23 protein-coding genes are annotated in these 24,432 nt (G+C 72.2%); 8 read left to right on the top strand and 15 right to left on the bottom strand.

Features of this window, described 5'->3' with window-relative positions:
- Window positions 1-2: 2 nt before the first annotated feature.
- From OG386_RS25735 to OG386_RS25695, 9 genes are all read right to left on the bottom strand, one after another.
- Window positions 3-1,145, bottom strand: a complete 1,143-nt coding sequence (locus OG386_RS25735; protein ID WP_328790085.1) for a GNAT family N-acetyltransferase — start codon at window positions 1,143-1,145, stop codon at window positions 3-5.
- Window positions 1,142-1,960, bottom strand: coding sequence for a lipopolysaccharide biosynthesis protein (locus OG386_RS25730; protein ID WP_328790084.1), 819 nt, complete (start codon window positions 1,958-1,960; stop codon window positions 1,142-1,144). The genes OG386_RS25735 and OG386_RS25730 overlap by 4 nt, the downstream gene beginning before the upstream one ends.
- 72 nt (window positions 1,961-2,032) lie before the next feature.
- Window positions 2,033-3,304 (bottom strand): glycosyltransferase, encoded by a 1,272-nt coding sequence (locus tag OG386_RS25725; RefSeq protein WP_328790083.1) that lies wholly within the window; start codon window positions 3,302-3,304, stop codon window positions 2,033-2,035.
- Window positions 3,301-4,077, bottom strand: coding sequence for a polysaccharide deacetylase family protein (locus OG386_RS25720; RefSeq protein WP_328790082.1), 777 nt, complete (start codon window positions 4,075-4,077; stop codon window positions 3,301-3,303). The genes OG386_RS25725 and OG386_RS25720 overlap by 4 nt, the downstream gene beginning before the upstream one ends.
- Entirely contained in the window at window positions 4,067-6,175 is a 2,109-nt protein-coding gene (locus OG386_RS25715) for a murein biosynthesis integral membrane protein MurJ (RefSeq protein WP_328790081.1), read from the bottom strand. Before OG386_RS25715 ends, OG386_RS25720 begins: the two co-directional genes overlap by 11 nt.
- A gap of 377 nt (window positions 6,176-6,552) precedes the next feature.
- Window positions 6,553-7,947: an O-antigen ligase family protein gene (locus OG386_RS25710; RefSeq protein ID WP_328790080.1), complete on the bottom strand. Its 1,395-nt coding sequence runs from the start codon at window positions 7,945-7,947 to the stop codon at window positions 6,553-6,555.
- Complete coding sequence (locus OG386_RS25705) at window positions 7,947-9,473, bottom strand: exopolysaccharide biosynthesis polyprenyl glycosylphosphotransferase (protein ID WP_328790079.1); 1,527 nt, start codon at window positions 9,471-9,473, stop codon at window positions 7,947-7,949. Before OG386_RS25705 ends, OG386_RS25710 begins: the two co-directional genes overlap by 1 nt.
- Window positions 9,470-10,666 (bottom strand): glycosyltransferase, encoded by a 1,197-nt coding sequence (locus OG386_RS25700; RefSeq protein ID WP_328790078.1) that lies wholly within the window; start codon window positions 10,664-10,666, stop codon window positions 9,470-9,472. The genes OG386_RS25705 and OG386_RS25700 overlap by 4 nt, the downstream gene beginning before the upstream one ends.
- Window positions 10,667-10,685: 19 nt before the next feature.
- Window positions 10,686-11,777, bottom strand: a complete 1,092-nt coding sequence (locus OG386_RS25695; RefSeq protein WP_405787548.1) for a DUF3344 domain-containing protein — start codon at window positions 11,775-11,777, stop codon at window positions 10,686-10,688.
- A 369-nt stretch (window positions 11,778-12,146) separates the two neighbouring features.
- Between OG386_RS25695 and OG386_RS25690 the strand changes: the two genes are divergently transcribed.
- The 4 genes from OG386_RS25690 (at window position 12,147) to OG386_RS25675 (ending at window position 14,887) form a co-directional block, all read left to right on the top strand.
- Complete coding sequence (locus OG386_RS25690; RefSeq protein ID WP_030011310.1) at window positions 12,147-12,557, top strand: rodlin; 411 nt, start codon at window positions 12,147-12,149, stop codon at window positions 12,555-12,557.
- 251 nt (window positions 12,558-12,808) lie between these two features.
- Entirely contained in the window at window positions 12,809-13,042 is a 234-nt protein-coding gene (locus OG386_RS25685) for a chaplin (RefSeq protein ID WP_327384846.1), read from the top strand.
- A 121-nt stretch (window positions 13,043-13,163) separates the two neighbouring features.
- A complete protein-coding gene (locus tag OG386_RS25680) occupies window positions 13,164-14,348 on the top strand; it encodes a chaplin (protein WP_328790076.1) in 1,185 nt (394 codons plus the stop codon).
- A gap of 194 nt (window positions 14,349-14,542) precedes the next feature.
- Window positions 14,543-14,887 (top strand): hypothetical protein, encoded by a 345-nt coding sequence (locus tag OG386_RS25675; protein ID WP_327384844.1) that lies wholly within the window; start codon window positions 14,543-14,545, stop codon window positions 14,885-14,887.
- A gap of 84 nt (window positions 14,888-14,971) precedes the next feature.
- Here OG386_RS25675 and OG386_RS25670 read toward each other — a convergent pair whose 3' ends face one another.
- Together OG386_RS25670 and OG386_RS25665 are read right to left on the bottom strand one after the other, a co-directional pair.
- Window positions 14,972-15,211, bottom strand: a complete 240-nt coding sequence (locus tag OG386_RS25670) for a chaplin (protein ID WP_266595530.1) — start codon at window positions 15,209-15,211, stop codon at window positions 14,972-14,974.
- A 153-nt stretch (window positions 15,212-15,364) separates the two neighbouring features.
- Window positions 15,365-15,874 carry a hypothetical protein gene (locus tag OG386_RS25665; protein WP_328790075.1) on the bottom strand — a complete coding sequence of 170 codons (510 nt, stop codon included), beginning with the start codon at window positions 15,872-15,874 and terminating at the stop codon, window positions 15,365-15,367.
- Between the two features lie 272 nt (window positions 15,875-16,146).
- On the opposite strand from OG386_RS25665, the gene OG386_RS25660 reads away from it, so the two are divergent.
- Window positions 16,147-16,557, top strand: coding sequence for a rodlin (locus tag OG386_RS25660; protein WP_327384842.1), 411 nt, complete (start codon window positions 16,147-16,149; stop codon window positions 16,555-16,557).
- 115 nt (window positions 16,558-16,672) lie between these two features.
- Here the strand turns inward: OG386_RS25660 and OG386_RS25655 are convergent, their stop codons facing one another.
- Complete coding sequence (locus tag OG386_RS25655; protein WP_328790074.1) at window positions 16,673-17,314, bottom strand: vitamin K epoxide reductase family protein; 642 nt, start codon at window positions 17,312-17,314, stop codon at window positions 16,673-16,675.
- A gap of 192 nt (window positions 17,315-17,506) precedes the next feature.
- Between OG386_RS25655 and OG386_RS25650 the strand changes: the two genes are divergently transcribed.
- Window positions 17,507-18,277 carry a DUF6227 family protein gene (locus OG386_RS25650; protein WP_328790073.1) on the top strand — a complete coding sequence of 257 codons (771 nt, stop codon included), beginning with the start codon at window positions 17,507-17,509 and terminating at the stop codon, window positions 18,275-18,277.
- Between the two features lie 87 nt (window positions 18,278-18,364).
- On the opposite strand, the gene OG386_RS25645 is transcribed toward OG386_RS25650, so the two are convergent.
- Together OG386_RS25645 and OG386_RS25640 are read right to left on the bottom strand one after the other, a co-directional pair.
- Window positions 18,365-18,565, bottom strand: a complete 201-nt coding sequence (locus OG386_RS25645; protein WP_328790072.1) for a hypothetical protein — start codon at window positions 18,563-18,565, stop codon at window positions 18,365-18,367.
- 13 nt (window positions 18,566-18,578) lie between these two features.
- On the bottom strand, window positions 18,579-19,814 hold the full coding sequence (locus OG386_RS25640) for a glycosyltransferase family 2 protein (protein ID WP_328790071.1): 1,236 nt from the start codon (window positions 19,812-19,814) through the stop codon (window positions 18,579-18,581).
- Between the two features lie 361 nt (window positions 19,815-20,175).
- Here OG386_RS25640 and OG386_RS25635 point away from each other — a divergent pair, with 361 nt between their 5' ends.
- Window positions 20,176-21,666, top strand: coding sequence for a cellulose binding domain-containing protein (locus OG386_RS25635; RefSeq protein ID WP_328790070.1), 1,491 nt, complete (start codon window positions 20,176-20,178; stop codon window positions 21,664-21,666).
- A gap of 109 nt (window positions 21,667-21,775) precedes the next feature.
- Here the strand turns inward: OG386_RS25635 and OG386_RS25630 are convergent, their stop codons facing one another.
- Complete coding sequence (locus OG386_RS25630) at window positions 21,776-23,338, bottom strand: MFS transporter (RefSeq protein ID WP_328790069.1); 1,563 nt, start codon at window positions 23,336-23,338, stop codon at window positions 21,776-21,778.
- Window positions 23,339-23,400: 62 nt separating this feature from the next.
- Between OG386_RS25630 and OG386_RS25625 the strand changes: the two genes are divergently transcribed.
- Window positions 23,401-24,357 (top strand): helix-turn-helix transcriptional regulator, encoded by a 957-nt coding sequence (locus OG386_RS25625; RefSeq protein ID WP_328790068.1) that lies wholly within the window; start codon window positions 23,401-23,403, stop codon window positions 24,355-24,357.
- Window positions 24,358-24,432: the final 75 nt, after the last annotated feature.

The following is a 24,432-nucleotide window of genomic DNA, read 5'->3' as shown; positions in this document are numbered from 1 at the left end:
GGTCATCGCACCCGCAGTTCGTTGAGCCGCGCCCGCCAGTCCCTGGCGGCCGGCAGTACCTCCCGCAGTACGTCCACCGCCCGTTCGCGCCCCGTGACCTGCGACTCGTGTACGCGCAGCAGGGGCGCGAGCGCCGCCGTGGACAGCAGGAAACGCCGGTTGACGACCGTTTCGGGCCGCCAGTGGTTCTTGTACGGCTCGTTGCCGCGCAGGAAGCTCACCACGGGCCGGCCCTCGGCGAGCGCCCGCCGCGCCTCGTGGCGCAGCAGCAGCGTCGCGACGTCCACCTTCCGCGTCCGCAGGTCGGGGTCGGCCCCGTACAGGTAGCCGCCGCTGAGCCCGGACGACAGCAGCGTGACGTTGGCCGCCACCACCTTGCCGTCCAGCCGGAACTCCGTCAGCCGGCTCTCCCCGGCCCGCACCATCCGCCGCGTGGCCCGGGTCAGGTGCTCGGCGAAGCGGGGCCGCAGGTGCTCGGGCGTCACTCCGCGACCGCGCCACTGCTTCTCGTGCAGGCGCAGCAGGGTCCGTACGGCACGCGGCACTTCCTGCTCGGAGACCTCGTGCTCCTCGATCCCGGCCGCGTCGGTCTTGCGCAGCTTGGCCCGCACCCGCTGGGCGCCGGAGGCCGGCATCCGCTTGACCAGTTCGTCGAACGGCAGCGTCGGCAGCTCCATGCACGTGGAGTCGGCGAGCATGCTGGAGACCCCGGGCCACTGCCGGTACAGCTCCTCGGCGGCGGCCCCGGGACGTACCTCCCGCAGGTCCACGACGGCGCCGCGGGCGGCCCGGTGCAGCCCGCGGGCCAGCGCCGGGACGACCTGGTCGGCGTACTCCGCGGCCACGAGCACGTCGAAGTAGTCGGTGATGGGTCCGCCGATCGGCACCAGCAGGGGCATCGGCCGGTGTACGAGCATCAACGCGGCCGCGCCGACCAGCTCCTCGCCGCGCCGGACGAGGACGATCCGGAGCCGGCCGTCCTTGCCGTACGACAGCCACCAGGAGTGGAGCCAGGCGTGGCTCTGGAAGGGGGTGGCGGTGGGGCAGCCGCGGAAGAGCCTGTTCCAGGACTCCTCCAGCGCGGCGAACTGCCGGGGGTCGCGGCACAGCGTCACCGACAGGGCCCCGGCGGAGCCCGAACTCATCGAACGGACTCCTTCTCCTTGGCCGAGACCGGCTCACCCTGCGCGGGCAGCGAGGCGTACTCCTCGACCGGGGACTGGGCGGCCGTCTCCACCCGGGACCCGCCCGGGGACTCGGCCGCGGACCCGGTCGCGCTGTCCTCGGAACGCCGCGCGCGGCCCGGCCGGGCCAGCAGCCACAGCCCGCCCAGCAGACCGCCGGCGCACGTCCCGACGGCGCCGCTGATGGCGGCGGACGGGGAGGCGGGCTCGGTCGGGGCGACCGCCTGGTTGAAGAGGAGCAGCTGGACACCGGTGTTCTTGGCGGCCTGATTGCTGCTCAGGGACAGGGCGTCGGCAACCGCGTTCGCGATGTCGGCGGCCTGGGCGGGGCTCTTGGAGGTACCCGTGACGGCGATCATCGGGGACTCGGGGGAGGTCTCGGCCCGTACCTGGGCACGCAGCTTCGCCGCGCTGACGCCGGCCCGCGGCTGGGCGTAGGCGAGGGTGGAAGTGCTGGTCGCGATGCGGGCGTAGGCCTGCGCGAAGCCGAGGGCGGTGGCCGGCTCGGTGGCGTCGTCGGGTACGGCGACGACATAGCTGGTGGCGGCGTACTCGGGGGCCTTGAGCACCCCGTACGCCCCGCCCGCGGCCAGCCCCAGCAGGGCGCAGGCGGGCAGCGGCCACCACAGCGCCGCCGACGGCTTCCGGCGGCGCGGCCTGCGCTCGGAGCGGTGGTCCGCCTTCCGCTCGGACCTGCCCCCGGTCTGCTTCTCGGGGTTCTTCTCGGACTTCTTCTCGGTCTTCTTCTCGGGGTTCTTCTCGGGCGTGTCGGCCATGGACGTGCTCGCTTCCTGGGTGGAGGGGAGTTCTTTCGGGGCCCGCCAGGACCCCTTCGGGCAGGGGAGGGATCAGCCGGTGCCGGTCGGCTCCGCCGGTCCGGGCCCGACCGGCTCGCGCCGGGCCCCGACGACGGCTGCGCCGCCGACTGCGCCGGGCGCCGGGTCGGCGGCGGCGCGGCCCCGGGCCGTCCCGGCGGCGCCCGGCGCGGCCGAGAGGGCGAGGTCGTACACGTCCAGCAGCTGCCGCGCGCTGCGGGCGATGTCGTAGCGGCGGACCACCGGCGGCGGGGGCAGCCGGCGCGCGCCCGCCTCCATGTGGCCCCGCAGCGCCGCGACGAGTTCCTCCGTGCCGGTGCCGATGCGCCGGGCCCCGGGGGCCTGCGCGGCCGGCAGGTCGTCGATGGCCGGGCAGGTCACGTGCAGGACGGGGAGTCCGGCGGCCAGGGCCTCCACGACGGCGAGCCCGAAGGCCTCTTCCCGCGACGGGGAGACGAAGACGTCCATGGCGGCCAGCAGGGCCGGAATGCCCGGAGTGCGGCCGTCCGCGCTGTCGCCCAGCGGATCCCGCTCCCCCAGCAGGTGGATCCGGCTCTGCGCGCCGAGCTCGGCGGCCAGCCGGCGCAGCCCCGCCCGCTCCGGCCCGTCCCCGGCCAGCAGCAGGTGCGCCCCCGGCAGCGCGGCAACGGCCCGCACCAGGACGTCGAACCGCTTGCCGGGAACGAGCCGGCCGACCCCGCCGACCACGAAGGCCCGGTCGGGCAGCCCGGTGCGGGCCCGGGTGGCCCGCCGGACGCCCTCGTCGAAGCGGAAGCGGACGGCCTCGATCCCGTTCGGTACGACGTGTACCCGCGCGGCCGGCACCCCCCAACCCTCCAGCCGGGCGGCCACGGTGTCGGAGACGGCCACGGTGGCCGCACCCAGGCGTTCACTGGCCAGGTACAGCGTGCGCACCCCGCCCGAGAGCGGCCTGCCCTCGATCTCGCCGTCACCGAGGGAGTGTTCGGTGGCCACGGTCGCTCCGGTGCCCGCGAGCCGGGCCGCGAGGCGCCCGTAGACGCAGGCCCGGTACAGGTGCGTGTGCACGAGGTCGTACCGGCCGCGCCGGATGAACCGCACCAGTCGGGGCAGCGCCCCCAGGTCCCGGTTGCCCCGCATGCCCAGGTGGACGACCCGGACCCCGTCGGCGCGCAGCCCCTCGGCCACCGGCCCGGGGTTGGTCAGCGTCAGCACGTCGCACTGCATCGGCATGTGGCGCAGCAGCAGCCGCAGTTGCTGTTCGGCTCCGCCGACGCCGAGCCCGGTGATGATGTGCAGCGCCTTGACCGACTGGAGCGTCTTCATCGCTGCACCCCGCGCCGCAGCTCGCGCACCTGGTGGCGGAGCTGCTTGATCCGCAGCCGGGCGCCGCCGTCGGCCTGGCTGACGTGCGTGCGCGGCAGTGCGTGCGGGCCGGCGAGCCGGCCGGGGTCGATGGCGCAGGCGTAGCCGTAACCGGCGGCCCGGGTGGCGTCGACGACCCGGGCGTCGAGGTGCCCGTACGGGTAGCAGAACCCCTCGGGCAGGGTGCCGGTCAGCTCGCGCAACAGGTCGCGGCTGCCCCGCAGCTCCTGCTGGAGCACGTCGTCCGCGGTCGCGGGGAGGTCCTGGTGGAGCAGGCCGTGCGAGCCGATCTCCTGTCCGGCGTCGGCCACTTCGCGGATGCCCTCGGCGGTGAGCAGGGACTTGCGCGGGCCCAACGGGTCCCACACGTTGTCCACGCCGAGCCGCCCGGGCAGCACGAAGAGGGTGGAGGTGCAGTCGTAGCGGCTCAGCAGCGGGAGCGCATGGGTCAGGAAGTCGGTGTACCCGTCGTCGAAGGTCAGCCCGACCAGCCCGGCTCCGCGGCCGGCCGCGCGGGCCCGCAGCAGTTCGCCGACGGACACCCCGCGCAGGCCGCGGGAGCGCAGCCACAGCAGCTGGGCCTCCAGGGCGAGCGGGGTGACGGTGATTCCGTACGGGTCCTCCGAGGGGTCGGTGAACTCGGCGACCGAGTGGTACATCAGGACCCACGGCGAAGCGGTCCGGCGGGTGGGGACCACCACGGCGGTGGGGGCCGTGTCGGTGTCAGCGGACATTGCGGAACCTCTGGGTGAGCTGGGAGATCTGACCGGGCAGGGCGGTGACTTCGAGGGCGCGTATGGCCATGCCGGTGGCTCCGAACATGGCCGGGACCAGCAGGCAGCCGAGGGCGGCGCTGAGCATCGGGTCGGGGATCTTCGGGCCGGCGATCCAGCCGGTGGCGGCCGCGGCGACGGCGGCGACGCCGAGCCGGCTGATGCTGACGGCGACCCGGCGGACCTGGATGGCGATGATCCGGGAGCCGAGGCCGGTGAGCAGCAGGACGGCGGTGGTGGAGATGCCGGCGGCGTTGGCGGCGGCGATGCCGTAGGTGCCCCACCAGCGGACGGCGAAGGCTCCGGCCACGATGTTGACGAGCAGTCCGGCACCCATCGCGAACGCCGGGAACCAAGTGGGCCGGGCGGTCGAGAAGAAGGGCCGGGACAGTGCGCCGACGAGGCAGTGGCCGAGGAGTCCGAGTCCGTAGACCCGCATGACGGAGGCGGTGGCGAGGGTGTCCGCGTGGGTGAAGGCGCCGCGTTCGAAGAGGACCTGGATGATCTGGGGCGCGTAGCCGATGACGAGTGCGGTGCCCATCAGGACGGCCAGCGAGGCCAGCGCGAGGTCCTGCTCCACCCGCCGCCGGGCCTTCTCCCGCTCGCCCCCGGCCATGGCCTGGGCGACGACGGGGAAGGTGACCGTGCAGATCATCAGCGAGAGCACCATCGGCATCTGCGCGACCTTCTGCGCGTAGTTGAGGTGGGAGATCGCCCCGGGCGGGAGCGAGGCGGCCAGGAACCTCTCGACGAGCACCTGCGACTGCCGGAAGACGGCGAAGAAGATGACGGGGGCGATGACCCCGAAGGCGATGAGGGTGGGGCGGTCCCGGTCGCGCTGGCTGCGCGGGGCGGCCTTCTTCGCGCGGGGCGGGCCGAAGCCCACGTTCCGGACGAAGGCGGGCAGTTGCACGAGCACCATCAGGAACCCGCCGACCGCGACGCCCGCGGCGGCGGCCCGGACGCCCCACAGGGTGTGCAGGGCCACCATCGTGCCGATGATGCCGACGTTGTACGAGACGTAGATCGCGGCCGGCGACAGGAAGGACCTGTGGGCGCGCAGCGCGGCGCTGAAGTATCCGGCGATGCCGAAGGAGAGTACGGTCAGCGCGGTGAGCCGGGTGCACTCGACGGCCAGTGCGGGGTCGGGCAGGCCGGGGGCGAGCACGGCGACGACGGCGGGCGCGGCCACGACGAGCACGGAGGCGACGGCGGCCAGGAGCGCGACGAGCCGCGGCAGGGTCGCCCGCACCAGGAGCCGTACGGGGTCCTGCGCGCGGGCCTCCCTGCGGGTGAGCGCGGACCGGCCGGCGGCCCGCCGGGCCAGGGCGTGACTGAAGGCGGGCACCATCAGCAGCGCCATGGCGTCCTCGATGAGCAGCGTCGAGGCCATCTCGGGCACGGTCCAGGCGATCAGGAAGGCGTCGCTGTCGTGCCCGGCCCCGAAGAGGTGCGCGATGGTCTGGTCGCGCACCAGCCCGAACACCGCCCCGGCGGCGGTCAGTCCGGCGGTGACGGCGGCGGCCTTGGCCAGGAACCGCCCGAGCGGCTGGCCCCCGCCGCCGCCGTTCTCACTCGGGGTGACGGACTCGGACGCCTGGCCCCCGCCGGGTCCGCTCCCACTGGGGGTGACGGACTCGGACGCCTGGCTCCCGCCGGGGGTGGCGGACGACTTGCCCGCCCGGCGGGCCTGGCGCGGCCGACCCCTCCCGGCGGGGACAGCCGGAACGAAGGGCTCACCCTCGGCTCGGCTCCCGCCCGGGGTGGCGCCGGGAGTGGCGGACCCGGGCGCCTGGCTCGCGTCCGGAGCACTGGAGAGCCCGCCCGCACGGCGGGACCGGCGCGGCCGACCCTTCCCGGCGGGGACGCTGGCGCCGGGCTCGCCCGTGGCTTGGCTCCCGCCGGGGGCGGCGGAGGGCCCGCCCGCGGGCCGGGGCTGGCGCAGCCGGCCCCCGGCGGACGCCGTCTGGCTGCCGCCGGGGGTGGGGGAAAGCACGACCGCGCGGCCGGCCTGGCCCGCCCTGGCCTCGGGGGTTTCGCCGAAGCCGCTCGCGGCCACCCGCACACTGTGTCGGCCCGAGGCCCCGCCCGGGTATCCGGCGGAGCCGAACACGGCCCTGCGCGTACTCGGATTGCCCCCCGGGAGCCCTCCGGCGACGAACCCCGGGGCCGCCGACGCGGCGACGAATCCCGGATCCCCGGCGGGCCGCCCAGCTACCGGCCTGTTCCTCGGGTATCCGGGGTCCGCCGGACCGGGCGCACGGCGCGAGTACCCGTCCCCACCGGCAGGGCCGACCGGATCAGCCCCTGCGGCGGCGGGCCGCACGGGCAGGGGCACGTTCCGGGAGCGCCGGGCGAACCCGGGATCCGCCGGGACACGGGCGTGGCCCGCCCCGGCCGGGGAGCCGGAGGCGGGCCGCCAAGGCGTGGTGTCCGTCACGGGCGGGCCGCAACCCCGGGGGCCCTACCCCGTGAACCCGCACCGCCGGGCGCCTCGGAATCCGCCGACCCCCGGGAGGGCAGCGCCCACCAGGCCGCCAGGCCGATGATCACTCCGGTCAGCACCGTGGACGGCCCGCCGATGTCCGCGTAGAGGAAGTCGGTCAGCTGCCACACGAACAGCCCGATCGCGATCAGCCCGCAGTCCCGCGCCCTCGCGCCCCCGCCCGCGCCGGAGCCGAGCCGGCGCAGCCCCGCGACCAGCAGGGCCGCCCAGCCGCCCACGAGTGCGATCAGCCCGATCAGGCCCTGCTCGCTCAGGATCAGCAGGTACATGTTGTGCGGGGAGAGCAGCGGCTGGCGCAGGTACGCCTGACCGGCGCCCGCAGTGTCGCTGCCGGAGGACAGGCCCAGCGAGGCGTGCCCGTCCCGGTTGGCCGGGAATCCCTTGAGCCCCACCCCCACCGCCGGCCGCTCGCGCCACATCGACTCGGCGGCGGCCCACATCGTGTAGCGGTCGGTCACCGACTGGTCGGGGGCGCTGGACACCTGGGTGATGGAGGTCAACCGTTCGGCGACCATCTCCGAGCCGACCCCGAACCCGCCGACCAGGACCACCCCGGCGGCAGCGAGCGCGGCGACCACCTTCAGGGCCCGCCGGATCCCGGCCAGCGCCATCACCAGCACCGCCGCGCCGGCGGTGGCGATCCACGCGCCCCGGCTGAAGGACAGCACCAGCGGGAGCACCAGCGCCAGCGCGCAACCGCCCGCGATCCGCCGCAGCCGCCGCGGCAGCCCCGCAGCGAGCCCGGCGGCGGTCGCCACGATCAGCCCGTACGCCACGACGGTGGCCATGCCCATGACGTCACCGGGGCCGAAGGTGCCGACGGCCCGGACGTCCTCGCCCTGGTACGAGGCCCCGGTGTGGGTGGCGTACTGCACGACCCCCACCGCGCCCTGCGCCAGCGCCAGGACCACGAAGCACCCGGCGGCCAGCCGGAACTCCGCGGCGCCCTGCACCAGGAGCACCACGGCCGCCGGGACCAGGACGAAGACCTGCAGGTAACGCACGAAGCCCGGCAGGGCGGCGTACGGATCCCCCGCGGTCATCGTGGCGACCGCCAGGCCCACGGCGGGCGCCCCGAGCACGAGCACACCCAGCGGCGGAAGCTCCCGCACCCGGCCGCGCAGCGCCTGCACCGCGCAGACGAGGACCAGCAGCAGCGAGGCGGCGTCGGCCGGGCCGACCTTCCCGGAGGCGGTGGCGTCCCCCGCCGGGAGCGGGGCGAGCAGGAACAGCACGGTCGCGGCGAGCGGCAACAGCGGCCAGTGCCGGCGCAGCAGACCCGGCACGTCCGGCCGGACCAGCCGGCCCGGTACGGCGAGACTCATCAGCTGCCCCCCAGCCGGAAGCGGAAGAAGGAGGCCGCGGTGCGGGCGAGGATCCACAGGTCCTGCCACAGCGACCAGGTGTCGATGTAGTGGTTGTCGAAGCGGGCCCGGTCCTCGATGGAGGTGTCCCCGCGCAGGCCGTTGATCTGGGCGAGGCCGGTGATGCCGACGGGCATCCGGTGCCGGGCCTCGTAGCCCGGGTGGACGGTGGAGAACTTGGCCACGAAGAAGGGCCGTTCGGGTCGGGGACCGACCAGGGCCATGTCACCGCGTACGACGTTCCACAACTGCGGCAGCTCGTCCAGCGAGGACTTGCGCAGGAAGGACCCGACCGGGCTCATCCCGCGGTCGCCCGCCACCGTCCAACGGGTGGCGGCCTCGTGCGCGTCGGCGCGCAGGGTGCGGAACTTCAGCAGGGTGAAGGGCCGCCCGTACAGGCCGACCCGTTCCTGCCGGAAGATCACCCCCGGCCCGTCCCAGAGGCGTACGGCCAGCGCGCACGCCCCCATCACGGGCGCGGCGGCGAGCAGTGCGATCAGGGCGAGCACGGTGTCGATGCCCCGCTTGGCCCAGCGTTCGAGCGGCCGGGCCGGGCGCGGCAGCAGCGGCTGCACGGCGTACCCCCAGAGCTGGTCGGTGGGGTGCGGCACCCGCATGCCGGTGACCTTGGCGGTGCCGGCCGGGTCGGCGAGCCACAGCCGGCAGCCGTGGTCGTGGAAGAGCCGGACCAGGGAGGCGGTGCGCTCGTCGGCCTCCGGGGGGCGGGTGAACACCGCGTGCCCGACCGAGTTCTGGATGACCGCGCGCCGGATGTCCTCGTGGGTGGCGAGCAGCGGCAGGGCGCCGCCGTCGCCCTCGGCGGGTGCGTAGCCCACGACGGGATCGGCGAGTCCGACCGGGCGCAGCCCGAATTCGGGGCGGCCGTGCAGGGCGGCGGCCACCGCGCTCGCCCCGGCGCTGGGTCCGACGACGAGGGCGGAGACGGGGCGGCGTACGGCCGAGCGGCGCTGGAGCTCGTTGACGAGGCCGCGGCCCGCACACGCGAGTACGACCTGCAGGCAGACGGCGGTGAGCAGTGCGCTCCAGCCCATGGCCCGGGACGGGTCGGCGGCGGCCGTGACGGCGGCGACCGAGCACCACAGGACGGCGGAGCGTCCGGCCAGCACGGGCAGTTCGAGGAGGGCGGAGGGGGCGAGCCGCGGTCGGTAGAGCCCGGCCTGCGCGTGCAGCGCGGCGAGCAGGACGGGGGCCGCGGACAGGACGGGCACCGCCGCGGGCAGGGTCGTCGCGGTGAGTACGGCGGCCAGCACGTCGACGGTGAGCAGCGGGAGCGCTCGGCCGCGACGGCGGACGCTCCGGGGGCGTAGGGCGGAGCGGGCCTGGTCGGTCCTGGGCCCGCGCGGGGGGTGGATGCCGGTCGCTGAACGGCGGGCCGCCGCGGGGTGCACGGGCGCGAAGGCGCCTCCGCCGGCGGGCCCCGTGCCGCTCTGCCCGGTGTGCCGGGCGGGTGCGCTGTCCATCGTCATCGGCTGATGCGCTCCTGGTTCAAGGGCCGGGGCCTGCCCAGCAGTTCGTGGTACAGGCCGGTGACCGCGTCCGTGGTCCGCCGCACGTCGAAGTCGGTCCGGGCGTGCTGCCGGGCCTGCTCCCCGAGTTCGGCGAGCAGCCGCGGCTCGGCGAGCAGCCGGCCCAGGGCCTCGGCCAGGGCCGTCGGGTCCTCCGGCGGCACCAGGCACAGGCGTCCCTGGCCCGGCGGCAGGCTCTCCCTGGCACCGCTGACGTCGGAGACCAGGACCGGGCGGCCACAGGCCATGGCTTCGAGCGGGGCGAGCGCCATCCCTTCCCACCGCGACGGCAGTACAACGAGATCGGCGGCCCGAAGCCACGGTCGGATGTCGGCGGCGGCGCCCGCGAAGTGCACGCTGGTGCCGGACGGCGCGGCGATGTGGCGCAGCCGTTCGACGTCGGGGCCGTCCCCGACGAGGGCGAGGCGGGCTCCGGGGACGGTGGCGAGCAGCTCCGGCCAGGCCCGCAGCAGGATGTCCTGCCCCTTCTGGGGGCAGATGCGGCCCACGCACACGACGAGCGGCCCGTCGCCCGGGAAGCCGGCGGGCAGCGGCAGTTCGGCGCGGGCCAGGGCCCTGTCGCGGTCGGGGTCCGGTCCGCCGGGACGGAAGTGGTCCAGGTCCACGCCGTTGCGGATCACCGACCAGCGGGCGGTGATCCCTTCGGTCTCGCCCGCGCGGCGTTCGGCGTCGCTGACGCAGAGCACCCGGTCGGCCCAACGGGCCCCGTACCGCTCCCAGCGCAGCGCGAGCGCGCCGGTGGCCCCGCCGACCGCGTCGAAGGACCAGGCGTGGGGTTGGAAGACGGTGGGCAGGCTCCCGCGCGCGGCGAGCCGGCCGGCCAGGCCGGCCTTGGCGCTGTGGGCGTGCAGGAGGTGGGGCCGTACCCGGTGGAGGACCTGCCGGGCTCCGATGATCTCGGCGGGCAGTCCGGGCCCGGGGGCCCGCCCGGCGCGCCAGGTGAGCACTTCGGCCCCGGCGGCCCGGGCGGCGTCGCCGAGCGTGCCGCCGGGCGGACACCCGACGACGGCGCGCAGGCCTTCGGCGGTCTGCGCGCGGACGAGGTCGGTGACGACCCTGGCCACACCGCCGTCGACGGGTTGTACGAGGTGGAGGACGGTCGTGGGCTGTGCCGCCCGAGGTTGACTGGGCACGTGGAGCGGTCTCCTACGTTCAGCGGCGCGCGTCTGTCTGAACGAAGAGCACACCGAGGAAATGACCCTGACTTTCACCCGTGAACCTGAAGCTCAGACTGCGGGCACCACCGGACAGGGCGGGACTCAGGTCGAACACGTCCGCGTCATATCCGAGATTATTCATATGTTCGGGCTGTCGCACGAACGACTGATTTCCGAATTCCGTGATCGTGGAATTCATAACATCATTAGAAGGATTTTCTTCATTACTGAGGTTCACCCGGCGACCGCTGTCGGCCGTCACGTTGAGTGAATCCCCGAGGGTGCCCCGGTCCCCGTCGTACCCGACCACCCCGACCCGGCCCGTGGAGCCGGCCGGCGCGTCCAGGCCCTCGACCTCGACGACCGCGTCACCGGCACGGGCTGCGATCGACTCGAAGCCGTCCCACAGCGAGATCCGACGCACCGGCTCCTTCGGGTGCTCGTAGGCGACGACCAGGGTCCAGCCGCCCCAGGCCCCCACCTCGGAGTGCCCCATCGCGATGTTGAGCTGGGCCACCGTCCACAGGCCGGCGCCGCCGTTGCGGACCAGCGGGGTCACGTCGGCGGAGGCTTGGTAGGCATCGCTGCCCGCGTCCGTGCGGTGGCCCATCACCGTGTCGGCGAGGACCTCCTTGTACGCGCCGCCGGGCTCGGCGACCAACACCCTGCCGTTGTCCCGCGGCGGCTTCTGCTCGCCCACCCGCAGGTTCCCGCCCCAGTAGAGACGGGCGTACGAGACCTTCGCGCCCTGCGGGACCTTGAGCTCGGCCCGGGTGGAGTTGTAGGTGTCCGGATCCTCGTCGACCTCGCTGTAGAACATCTCGAAGTCGCCGTTGACCCCCGCCGCGCCCTTCTTGACCGCGGCGCACGGCTCGGCCTGCGGGGACTCCTCCTTGCGACAGCTGATGCCGGAGTTGGAGGCGCGCACCAGCCCGCCGTGCTGCACGGCCTGGTAACGCTGGGTGAACGGAACCCGGGGCAACTCCTTCGGAGCAGGAGCCGCCGCCCCCGCCATCTGGGTGTTCACGGAAAGGGTGAGGCAGGACAGCAGACCGAGCGTGCCGAGGATTCTGCGGGAGGAACCCATGACCCTGTCTCCATTTTCGATCAGGGGGCCAAAACAGGAGTGAACTTTGGCAGAAATCGGGCGGGAAATCACGCCGGACTCGCTCGTACGGCCTTTTGGGCGATAGCACGCACCCTCGCAACCGGCGGGTCGTTATGAGTTGCACCATCGTTCGAACCGAAAGGAAATGGGCCGGTGAACGCCTGCTGCCCCACGGCGCACGCGGTCGCCCCGCCGAACCCCCGGTTCGACACCGCCCGCATCGGCGCCCGACCGTCAACCGCACCGCCCGAAACGCCTGCATCCGGGTGAAGCCACGCAACCCGAACCGGGGCCGCGGCGTTGATCCGGGTGCTCCACTACCGGGCAATCCTGAAAAAAGGGACGACAATGATCAAGAAGATGATGGCCTCGGCCGCGGTTGCCGCCTCGGTCGTGGGCATCGGCGCCGCCATGGCCCCGCAGGCGATGGCGATCGGGAACGACAACGGCGTCAACACCGTCCAGGGCAACGGTGCCGCGCAGATCTACGGCAACCAGGCCACCTACGGCAACATGAGCCCGCAGATGGCGCTCATCCAGGGCTCCTTCAACAAGCCCTGCATCGCCCTGCCCGCGAAGGCCAACGTGCAGTCCGTGCTGGCCCTGATCAACGTCGGTGTCCAGGACATCCCCGTCCTGTCCAGCCCGCAGAACCAGCAGTGCACCGAGAACTCCACCCAGGCCAAGGGCGACGAGGCCCTGTCGCACATCCTGGACAACATCCCGGTCCTCTCCGGCAACGTCTCGAACGGCAGCTGACCGAGGCCCGCGCCAGCGAGGCCGTCGCACCCACCGGGTCGCGGCGGCCTCGCCGCATATGGAGCCGGGACGCCCCCGGCCCCGGAATTTTCGATATGAATCCACCGGCACCGGGAATTCGACCAGCACTTCGGGTCGAGCATCGGGGTGAATTACCGACCGGCCGCCGAAAATGCGCGGTTTCTTTTTCTCGAACCGCTCGTTGTTAATTCTGCAGTGGACACGCCCCTGCGGGAAGGAAAGAAATCAAAATGACGTACAAGAAGGCAGTGGTGCTGGCCGCCGGCGCCCTCATGCTCGCCGGTGCCGCCTCCCCCGCCATGGCCGACGCGGCCGCCGGCGGACAGGCCGTCGGGTCCCCCGGCGTCCTGTCCGGCAACCTGCTCCAGGTGCCGGTGCACGTCCCGGTCAACGTCTGCGGCAACACCGTGAACATCATCGCGCTGCTGAACCCGGCGTTCGGCAACACCTGCGTCAACGCCTGACGAAGCGCTTGTGCCCGCAAGGGCAAGCCTCCTCGGTGTGGCCTCGGAGTGCACGGCGGTGCACTCCGGGGCCGCCTCCGATTCCACACCGGCCGTGGCGCCGGTAGACAGGGAAGGACCCATGCGACAGGTACTGAGCCGACAGGTACTGGGCAAGGGGATGCTCACGGCGGCAGCCGCGTCGAGTCTGTTGTCGATCGCTACCGGCGCGGCCTACGCGCACCACGGGGCGAGCGCCGAGGCCTCGCATTCGCCGGGCGTGCTGGCCGGCAACAGCGTCTCGGTACCGATCACCTTCGCACCGAACGTGTGCGGCAACAGCGTGGACGGCGGTGCGGCGCTCAACCCTGCGATGGGGAACACGTGCGTCACCGACACCGGTTCGCACGCGGACACCGGCCACGACTACGGGCGCTACCTCAGCCCCGAGCACGCCCGGGCCTTCGAGCGCTACCTCGACGAGCGCGAGGGCCGGCACGCGGTGCCGGAGCAGCGCCACGGGTCGCCGCGCCACGCGGGCGGGCACGAGCAAGCCGGGCAGGAACGGACCCCGCAGGCGCAGACCCGGCACGAGCAGCCCCGGCAGGACGGGCCGCGGCACGCGAAGCCGCGCCAGGAGGAGCCGCGCCACGAAGGCGGCTACGGCCCCGATGGGCAGCGGGGCAAGGAAGAGTGCGACGACCACCCCGAGTCGACGCCGCCGCCCCCGCCGGCGCACCACGCTCCCCCCGCGCCCGAGCGGCCCCACCCCAAGCCGGAACCGGTGGAGGAGCACCCGGCCCCGCTGCCCACCCCGCAACCGGCCCAGGAGGCGCCCGCGCCACCGCCCGAGGCGCCGCCGGCACCCCCCGCGCCGCAGCCCCCGGTCGAGGAGGCCCCGCACACGCTTCCCGCACCGGCACCGGCACCGGCACCGGGCGAGGAGGCTCCGCACACGCTGCCGGCCCCCGCGCCCGGACCGCCTCCCGTGATGGAGGAGGGGCCCGCGCCCGGGCCGCCGCACGGCAGCCTGCCCGTGGAGCACCCGGCTCCGGCCCCCGCGCCCGCGGTCGTACCGCCCGCGGACCAGCCGCCGGCCGCCCCCGGCGGTGACGCCCCGGTCGCCCTCCCCCCGGTGACGGCCCAGCCGACCCCCGCCCCCGCCCCCGGGCCCGCGCCCGTACAGCCGCCGGCCCCCGCTCCGGCGCACGTGACCGGGCCCGTGCTGGCCGAGACGGGCGCGGGCCAGCCCGCGGCCGCGGCGGCTCTGGCCAGCGCCCTGATCCTGGGCGGCGCGATTCTGTACCGGCGGTCGCGCGTCTCCTGACCGGTAATACCGGTATTACCGGTAATGAGAATAAGTAGCGACCGGAGAATCCTCGTCGGATTCTCCGGTCGCTGTCATGCCCCCCCGCGCCTTTAACCGCGTGCGCGTTCGCGTTTCCGCAGCGGCGGGGAATCGTTACTCAGGGCGAAAGTGGCCACTGACGCCTCTGTCCACGAAAGAAGAGGATTTCGATAATGAAGCTCACGAAGGTCGCCGCTGTCGTCGTCGGCTCCGTCGCCGCGCTCGGCGCCTCCACCACCGCCTTCGCCGCCGAGACCACGGCCGCGATGCCCCCCATGAGCCTGACCGGCGGGGTGACCGAGACGCTGAACTCCGTCGGGCCCGTCTCCGAGTCGCTGCCGCAGACCGTGGGCAACGGGCTGGCGGAACAGGGAGACACCCTCAACAAGGTCGTGGGTACCGCCCAGAAGGTGAACAAGGTCCGCAACGACGTGCCCGGCACCGTGCTCGGCCTCGCGAACGGCGCCACCCAGGCGTCCCCCATGCTCGGCGGCGTGAAGCTCAACGGCGGTCAGTGAACCGTCCCGGCTGAACACCCGCCGACACGACTGTGGGCGCCACCGGCGAGGCCGGGGCGCCCACAGTCGGTTGTTCGGCCGACGTCAGTTGTTGACGCAGACGTTGCCGAACGCGGGGTTCAGCAGGCCGACGATGTTCACGCTGTTGCCGCAGACGTTGACCGGAACGTGCACCGGCACCTGGGCCAGGTTGCCGGAGAGGACGCCGGGGGAACCCACGGCCGCACCCTCGGCCGACGAGTCGGCGGCGGCGGAGCCGGCGGCACCGGCCGCAGCGAGACCAGCGGTGGCCAGGACCAGGGCGGCCTTCTTGGCAGAGTTCATGGGAAGTGCACCTTCTGTTCGACGTTCTGCCCCGAACCGGGGCTCACACCGAGCGAAACGGTCCAGCTTCCCAGACGACACGGCCACGCGCACGATGAGACCTGTTCGGCTCAATTGTCGTAACCATCACCCGGGTTCGGTCCGCAACCGCTCCTACGGGACGGCAGGAAGGGCCGGGACCTCGGGGACCGTCGGGGTCACGGGGACCTCGGGCACCGTCGGGGTCACGGGAAGCTCGGGAACCGTCGGAACCTCGGGGACCGCGGGCAGTTCCGGCACCAGCCCCTCGACCGGCGGCACTTCCACCGGCGGCAGCTCGGGGATGAGGCCCGACAGGTCGGGAAGCTCGGGGAGTTTGATCTCCGGCAGCTTCGGCAGCTCGATCGGCGGCAGCGTCACCCCGCCGGGCAGCAGACCCCCGACGGAGGCGAGGAGGTCCTGCAGCGTCTTGCTGAGCCCCGCCAGGAGGTCGTCGATCGGACCGGCCTTGGCGCGCTGCTCGATCTTCTTGACCTGGCGCTGGACGGAGGCGACTCGACCGCTCACGGCCGCAGAGCCGTCGCCCTCCGCGGCGCCCGCCGGGGCAGCCGCGCCGGACAGTATGACGACGGCGAGGGCCGACGGGACGAGGAGGCGGGCGCGGGACGGCTTCGTGCGGTGCATGGATGTTCCTTACGCGGTGGGGACACGAAAGCGGACTGAAACAGTCCGCTTACTCACCCACCGTGCGAACGCCCCGCACGGAGCGCAACCGGAGTCCCGGACGATGCTGGCTGCGTACGGGCTTCGCGCAGGCGTCCGGAGGCCACTCACCCGGGCCGGGGAAATCCTCGACACGCGCAGGCCGTTTGAGTGAAGCCGCGGAACCAACCACCTGGTCGGGCAGTTGACCAGGGCGCTCCATCAGCGGGCACTCGTGCGACAGAAGGAACAAGATGTTCAAGAAGTTCATGACCGCCGCCGCGGTCTCCGCCGTTGCGATCGGCGCGGGCGCTGCTGCCGCGGCCCCGGCCATGGCCATCGGCAACGACAACGGGGTCAACACCGTCAACGGCAACGGTGCCCAGCAGATCTACGGCAACCAGAAGACCCACGGCGACATGAGCCCGCAGCTCAGCCTGGTCCAGGGCACCCTCAACAAGCCCTGCATCGGCCTGCCGGCGAAGGTCAACGCCCAGTCGCTGATCGCCGCGCTCAACATCGGCGTCCAGGACATCAACGTCCTGTCCAACCCGCAGAACCAGCAGTGCACCGAGAACTCCACCCAGGCCAAGGGTGACGAGCCGCTCTCGCACATCCTGGACAACATCCCGGTCCTCTCGGGCAACGTCTCGAGCGGCAGCTGATTTCCAGCTCCTCCGCCCTTCGGGTGATCGCGGGCCGCTGAGCCTGTGGAGTGAATGACGAGGGCCCCGGCGGCGTCCAGCCGCCGGGGCCCTCTTCGCGTTCCGCCCCCGGCGGTCAGCCGGTCCAGAAGTCCCACCAGCGGGTGAGGACCAGCATGCCGATCACTCCGATGTGCAGGGCCGGCGGGGCCCAGCCGAATTCGGCGAAGAAGACCCGCAGCGGGCCGGGGGCGGGCAGGGCGCGCGTACGGACGTTGTGCGCGGTGACCGCCCAGAACATCAGCAGGGTCGCGACCCAGGCCAGGCAGCACCACAGGCAGAGCGCGTTGATCTCGTAGAGCGACTGGACCATCAACCAGCTGCAGAAGCCGACGCCGACGAGCGTGCCGGCGTTCAGTCCGAGCCAGAACCAGCCGCGGTAGCGGGCACCGGCCAGCAGGCCCGCGCCGACGCAGACCACGACGGCGTACGCGACGAGCCCCAGCATCGGATTGGGGAAGCCGAAGGCCGCCGCCTGCTCGCTCGCCATCACGCTGCCGCAGGAGACGACCGGGTTGAGACTGCACGCGGGCTTGAAGTCCGGGTCCTCCAGCAGGAGGAACTTGTCGAGGGTGATCACCCACGAGGCCAGCAGCCCGGCCGCCCCGGTGACGGCCAGCAGCCAGGCCAACCCCCTCGGCGCTGCGTTCTGTTCGCCCTCGTGTCCGCTGCGGGGCCGTACCTGCTGACGCGGAAGGCCCACTGTATTCGTTGCCATGTGGCCCATAGTCCCGCGCTTCGCCCCAGACCGTGCCCAACCATGCGCATCCGTACGCAAGTTGACCTGAAGGTGTGGCGGGAACCTCCGATGCTTCCCGGACGTTTTACCGAACCCCGGACGTGATGTCAGAACCAGGGGTTACGTTGAGCTTCCGCGAAGTGACAAGCTGCGACGGCCTGGAGACCCACCTTGAGCGATCCGTACGAGACAACCGAGGCGCACCTCGAACGACTCCTCGGCCGCGCCCTCAACTCCTTCGACCTGCCGGACAGGCTCGTCGAGCGCCTCGGTACGGCGCTCGCCCACAGCTCTTCGCTCTACACCACCCACCACAGCCCGGAGGCGGGCATCTGGCGGGAGACCCACCGGCACACCTATCTGCTGACCGACGGCGGTTCGGTCTCGCTGTGGGAGCTGGCCTACCGGCTGGAGGGCGACCGGACCGTCCGGCACGAGGTCTTCGCGAGCAAGGCGGAGACCTGCCTGGCCGTGACCCGGCTGTTCGGCGAGGCGTCGGCCGGGGCGTCCCCCGATCCGGTGCTGGTGCCGGGCGAGGACGAGCCGGAGGGCGGCATGGCGCTGCTGAGCGCGCTGTACGCGACCCCGGCCCCGGTGCGGCGGCACCGGGAGTACGCGGTGGAGGACTCCGCGGACCACGCCCGGCGGGTGCTGCGGCGCGCGGAGAACGTCGACCGGCCGGGCGAGCGGGTGGCGACGCTGCTGCGGTCGGCGTACGCGCACCAGATCACGCAGGCGTTCGGCGCGCGGCAGTGCCTCGCGGACGGGCGGGGAGCGGGCTTCAGCCTGTACGAGCACGCCTTCGTCCTGTTGGACGGGACCGAGATCAGCCTGTGGGAGGTCGAGCACACGGCGACGCCCGACGGGCGGCACATGTGCGAGGTGTACGAGAGCGAGGCGACCGCGCGCGGAGCGATGGAACTGCGCGCCCGCGTGCGCTGAGGCGGGCCGGACGGAGCGAGTGTCCGGACGCGCGAAACGGCCCGCCGGGGAATTCGACGGACCGTTCCAAAAACCGGAGGGAATGATTCAACCCCGCGTGGACGACCCACGGGCAATGCGGCGGTCCCTGCGGCTGCGCCGAATGGATGCCATGTAGCCGATCAGCGTCAGGGTGACGATCCCGATGCTGGCGCCGAGAATCAGCTGATCCATGTCCTCCACTTTGGTCAGCGCGAAGGCGAGGGCCCCAAGCACCGCGCAGACCCCCAAGCCCTTGAGGGAATTCATTGCTCTCCTTGAATCATTTCCACGCGGACACGCGGGTCACGTACGACTTGATGATGGAGGACACGAGCCAATAGGTCCGTACCAATGTGAACACCAGCTCGGGGAGCAGCAGCGCCTCGACGAGCATCGCCTTCCAGCCCATATTCCGTACGCGGAGTGCGGGATAGACGATCCAGAAAGCGAAGAGCAGCAGGAGGATCGGCTGCGTCGAGAAGCCGTGCTTCGCCGCCGCCACCAGCTGCGTCGTTCCCCAACCGAGGATGTAAGCCGCGCCGAGCAGCCCCAGGATCAGGGTGCTGATGGAATGCCAGGTGAACTTCGTCCAGCCACGGGCGCGCAAAGCGTCGACCGTTCCTCGGCTCCACCTCTCGCGTTGCTGGATCAGCTCGCGCAGCGTGGGCATCAGGTCGGTGTACGCGATGCAGAGCTGGTTGGCCGTGACCTTCCAACCCGATTCCTTGAGGGCCAGGGTGGTCTCGTAGTCCTCGACCAGGTTGGAGTGGTCCTCCCAGAAGACCTCGCCCCGCCAGTCGAGCAGTCCCTGCAGGGCCTCCGCCCGGTAGAAGGAGCCGGCGCCCGACATGGTGTGGACGTCCCTGCGGAACCGGGTGTTGGCGGCGCGGCCGTACTCGATGATCTGCATGCCGAGGAGGTACCGCTGCCACGGGTTGCGCCACAGGTCGGTGCGGCCGAGGCAGGCGGCGCTGACGCCGCCGAGCTCCGGGTCGGACGCGATGACGTTGCGGGCCCGTTCGATGAACTTCGGGTGCAGCTCGGTGTCGGCATCCATGACCAGGACGTGCTTCACCTGGTTGGTGAGCCGGCCTCCGACGGCCTCCCTGAGCCAGCGGAGACCGTGGTTGAGGGCGCCCGCCTTCTTGTGGGGGTTGTCGTCCAGGTTCAGGACCACCGTCGGCGGCGTGTTCTCGTCGTCCGCGAACTGCTGGGCGAAGTCCAGGGTCCGGTCGGTCGAGTTGTTGACCACCACGATGATCAGGTCGGGGGTTCGGCTCTGGCCGGCCAGGGACCGCAGGGACGTGAACACCCCGACCTCCTCGTTCCGGGCCGGAACGAGGACGACGGTCTCGTAGAGAGCGGCGCTGTCGACCCCCTCGGGGGAGACGCGGCCGCGCCGGTGCCGACTGCGCGACGCACGCGCCGCAGCATCACCGCGCCCGCGGCGTAACGCAGCGCCGCGCCCACGGCGCGACGCATCGGCACGCTCACGGCGCGCAACAGTGCCCGACAAGATTTATCTCCCCCACCCAAGTCAACATCACTCGATCTCCACGCTATGGAGATCGAGTGAAAGCACACGCAGAAAGTACTGCACATCAATGCGAACGCTCCGCGCCAGTCGGCCCGGTCGCGGCGTGCGGCGGGCATCGGCGGCGCACCGCGGGGCCTTTACTCTCTGGCAAAACCCGACAACGTGGGCACCAAGAGTGCAGCAATCCCCGCCGCACAGTGATGAAGAACACTTCCAGATCGGCTCCGTCGCCGATCCCCCCGAACAATTGACGATTGAGCCACAGTTCCGGCGCCGAAGGAAATCGGACCCCATTAAGGCCCTATCCGCGGCTTCCGAGCTCTGACGCGCCGTGGTTACGATGGCGCTCAATATGCCACCCCGTCAAGGAGCTTCTGTGAGCCGTTCCAGCCGAAAAGCTCGCCGCCGAGGCTGGAACGCGCTCAAAGTTCTCCTCTTGGTGGGCGCACTGGCCGTCGGCGGTGGCGCCTTCGTGCTCTATCCCAAATGGCGTTCCGGTCCTGCCGCTCACGGGTCCGCCGACCTCACGGTCCGATACCGGACCGACGCCCCGGCCACGGGCGCTGCGGCCAAGCCGTGGTTGGAAGTCATCAACAATTCGAAGAAGACCGTGGCGTTGAGCGACGTGACTCTTAGGTACTACTTCTCTGCGGATGATGCTTCCGCTTACGGTTCCAATTGTGTCCAGTCGGCTCTCGGCTGCTCGAACATCACCGCCAAGATTGGCATGCTGACCGGTTCCGGCCCGACCTCCGGCCACTACCTCCAGATCGGCTTCACGGCGGCGGCCGGCAGCCTGGAGCCGGGCAAGACCAGTCAAGGGATCGGGCTCCAGCTCTTCCGCCTCGACCACAAGGAGCTGAACCAGGCGAACGACCTCTCGTTCGACGCCAAGTCCACCCACTACGCCCCGTCCAAGCGGGTGGCGGCGTACCTCGGCGGCAAGCACGTCTGGGGTGACGAGCCGAGCGGCAGCGACGCGGCGGCGGGGCAGGGGGGCCCGCTCTCCGTGACGGCACCGGCCGCGGCCGCACCGCCGGCGGGGGTCATGTTCGACGACTTCTCCTACACCGGCCCCGACGACCCCGCGCTCGCCTCCAACGGCTGGCAGGTCCGCACCGGCCAGGGCGGTCCGGGGATCAAGGACACCTGGTCCACCGCGGGCATCAGCTTCCCGGCCGAGGGGACCGCCAAGGCGGGCCAGTCGCTACAGCTGCAGGTCACCAGCGACGGGACCGCGAAGGGCACCCAGCAGTCCGAACTGCAGACCAGCAAGCCGTACTTCTTCACGGGGACCCTCGCCGCCCGGGTCTACTTCAGCGACAAGCCCACGAGCGGACGCAACGGCGATCACATCAACGAGTCCTTCTTCGCGATCTCGCCGGACCACAAGTCCGCGCAGTACAGCGAGCTCGACTACGAGTACATGCCGAACGGCGGATGGGGCGCGCCGGGTCCCAAGCTCGACACCACGAGCTGGCGCAACAGCACGAACAACGACCGGGTCACCAAGGCCCAGAAGGACAAGCTCGAAGGCTGGCACATCCTGATGATCACTGCCGTGAACGGATCGGTCACCTACTCCATGGACGGCCGGGAGCTGTTCACCAGCGACAGCAAGTACTTCCCGCGCGAGCGCATGAACATCCACTTCAGCGCCTGGCTGGTCGACCTCCCCTTCCAGGGGCCGCGCACCTGGGACATGCGGGTCGACTGGCTCTACTACCAGGCGGAGAAGGCCGTGCCGACCGCGGAGGTCGAGAAGGCCGTGAAGGGCTTCTCGACCAACGGCACCGCCTACGTCAACACCGTGGCCCTGCCCAAGTCCTGACCCCGACACCCGCTGCGGGACCGCGGGCGGGGCGGAGGGGAGCAAAGAAGAACGGACATGCCCGCCCGGGAGGGCGGACATGTCCGTGCGGTGGTGCCTCGGGCCCGGCTCAGCCGGCCGGGACCTTCTCCGGGGTGCGGCCGGCGTGCTCGGCGGCACCCTCGCGCTCCTCCATCGGGAGCGCCCTGCGCGGCAGGACGAACATCACCGCGAAGATCACGACGAGTACGGCCACGACCCACCAGAGCGCGCCGCGGAAGGCCTCCACGTACGACGGACCGAAGACCATGTCGTCGTCGATCAGGCCGAAGAAGACGACGGAGGTCAGGGCGAGACCCAGCGCGTTGCCCATCTGGCCGGTGGTGTTGATCAGGCCCGAGGCGGACCCGGCGTGCTCGCGCGGCACCTCGGAGAGCACGGTGTCGTTCAGCGGGGCCACGATCAGGCCCATGCCGACGCCCATGACGATCAGCGGGGCGGCCATCTGCCAGGAGGCGATCTCCATGCCGTAGTGCTGCGACTCCCAGATGTAGAGGAGCAGCCCGGCGGCCATGGTCAGCGCACCGGCCTGGAGCACCTTGCGGCCGAAGCGGGGGACGAGCTTCTCGACCGAGAGGCCGGCGGCGAGCGAGACCGCGATGGAGAAGGGGATGCCGGTGAGACCCGCGCGCAGCACGCTCCAACCGAGCCCCATCTGCATGTACATCGTCCACACCAGGAAGAAGATGCCGGTGGCGATGCCGAAGGTCAGCTGGACGGCGATACCGCCGGCGAAGCTCTTGACCTTGAAGAGGGAGAGCTCGACGAGCGGGGAGCCGTCCTTCTTGATCTTGTACTTCTCGTAGGCGATGAAGGCGGCGAAGACGAAGGGCGCCGCGCCCATGCAGACGAAGCCCCACAGCGGCCAGTCGTTCTCGTGGCCGTGGGTCAGCGGGAAGATCAGCAGGACCAGGGCGAGGGTGGCGAGGACGACGCCGACCAGGTCCAGGCGCAGCGCCTTGGGGGCCTTGGACTCGGCGATGAACTTGCGGCCCAGGATCACGCCCATGATGCCGACGGGCAGGTTGATCAGGAAGATCGGGCGCCATCCGAGACCGAAGAGGTCCCACTCGATGAGCAGCGCGCCGAGCAGCGGGCCCGAGACGGCCGCCAAGCCCACGATCGCGCCGAACATGCCGAAGACCTTGCCGCGCTCCTGCGGCGGGAAGGTGACGTGGATGATCGCCAGGACCTGCGGCACCATCAGGGCGGCCATACCGCCCTGCAGGAGGCGGGCCACGACGAGCACGTCCGGGTTGGCGGCGATGCCGCAGAGCAGCGAGGCGGCGGTGAACCCGGCGATGCCGATGAGGAAGACGCGCTTGCGGCCGTAGATGTCACCGAGACGGCCGCCGGTGATCAGGCCCGCCGCGAAGGCGAGGGCATAGCCCGCGGTGATCCACTGGATCGCGCTGGTGGAGGCGCCGAAGTCCTCGCGCATGGTGCGGATGGCTATGTTGACGATCGTGACGTCGACCAGGTCCATGAAGGCCGCGGTCATCACGATGGCGAGCGCCAGCCAGCGGCGGCGGTCGGCGGTCGGGCTGGGTGCGTCGTGGGCTACGTCGTTCCGCTCTTCTGGTACGGGCCCGTTCTCTCTTTCGGGCGCTGTCTTGGACGTCTCGGTGCTCATGAGGAGAAACTTAGACGGCGTCTAGGTCAGTCCGTGTCCTATTTCGCTGGCAGCCTGGATTCATGACCGACACACCCGCACGGCTGCTCTCCTTGCTGTCCCTCCTCCAGACCCCGCGGGAATGGCCCGGGAGCGAGCTGGCCCAGCGGCTGCGGGTGAGCGCGCGGACCATCCGGCGCGACATCGAGCGGCTGCGGGACCTCGGCTACCCGGTGGAGGCCACCCTCGGCGCCGAGGGCGGATACCGGCTGGTGGCGGGGGCGGCGATGCCCCCGCTGCTGCTGGACGACGAGGAAGCCGTGGCGATCGCGGTGGGGCTGCGGGCCGGGGCCGGGCATGCGATCGAGGGGGTCGAGGAGGCCTCCGTACGGGCCCTCGCGAAGCTGGAGCAGGTCCTGCCCTCACGGCTGCGGCACCGGGTGAGCGCGCTCCAGTCGGCCACGATCGCGCTGTCCCGGGGCGACGGGGCGAGCGTGGACCCGCGGACGCTGACCACGATGGCGTCGGCGGTGGCGGGCCCGGAGCGGCTGCGGTTCGCCTACCGGGCGGGGAACGGGGCCGAGACGCGGCGGCTGGTGGAGCCGTACCGGCTGGTGAGCACCGGGAGCCGGTGGTACCTGGTCGCCTACGACCTGGAGCGGGAGGACTGGCGGACCTTCCGGGTGGACCGGGTGGACGAGGCCTTCGCGACGGGGGCCCGGTTCGCGCGGCGGGACCTGCCGATGGAGGCCGAGGAGTTCGTCCGGCGGGGCCTGCGGGGCGGGGAGAAGCAGCCGTACCGGGTCGAGGTCGACTTCGCGGCCGACCCGGCGGAGCTGCCGGCCTGGCTGCGGGCGGTGGCCCTGCCCGGTGGGGGGACGCGGACCTCGGTGAGCTTCGAGAGCGCGGACGCGCCGGAGTGGACGGCGGCGCGGCTCGCCCTGACGGGGTTGCCGTTCACCGTGCGGGGGCCTGCGGCGCTTCGGGATGCGGCCGGTGCGATGGCCGCGCGGCTCACGTCGGCGGCGGGCTCGCCGTAGCCGGGCTGCGCCCCGGCCCCCGGGGGCTCCGCCCCCAGACCCCCGCTCCTCAAACGCCGGAGGAGCTGGGTTGTG

Origin of the sequence: Streptomyces sp. NBC_00273 (assembly GCF_036178145.1) — a bacterium.
Taxonomy (GTDB): Bacteria; Actinomycetota; Actinomycetes; order Streptomycetales; family Streptomycetaceae; genus Streptomyces.
This window is presented reverse-complemented; position numbering and strand designations above follow the sequence as displayed.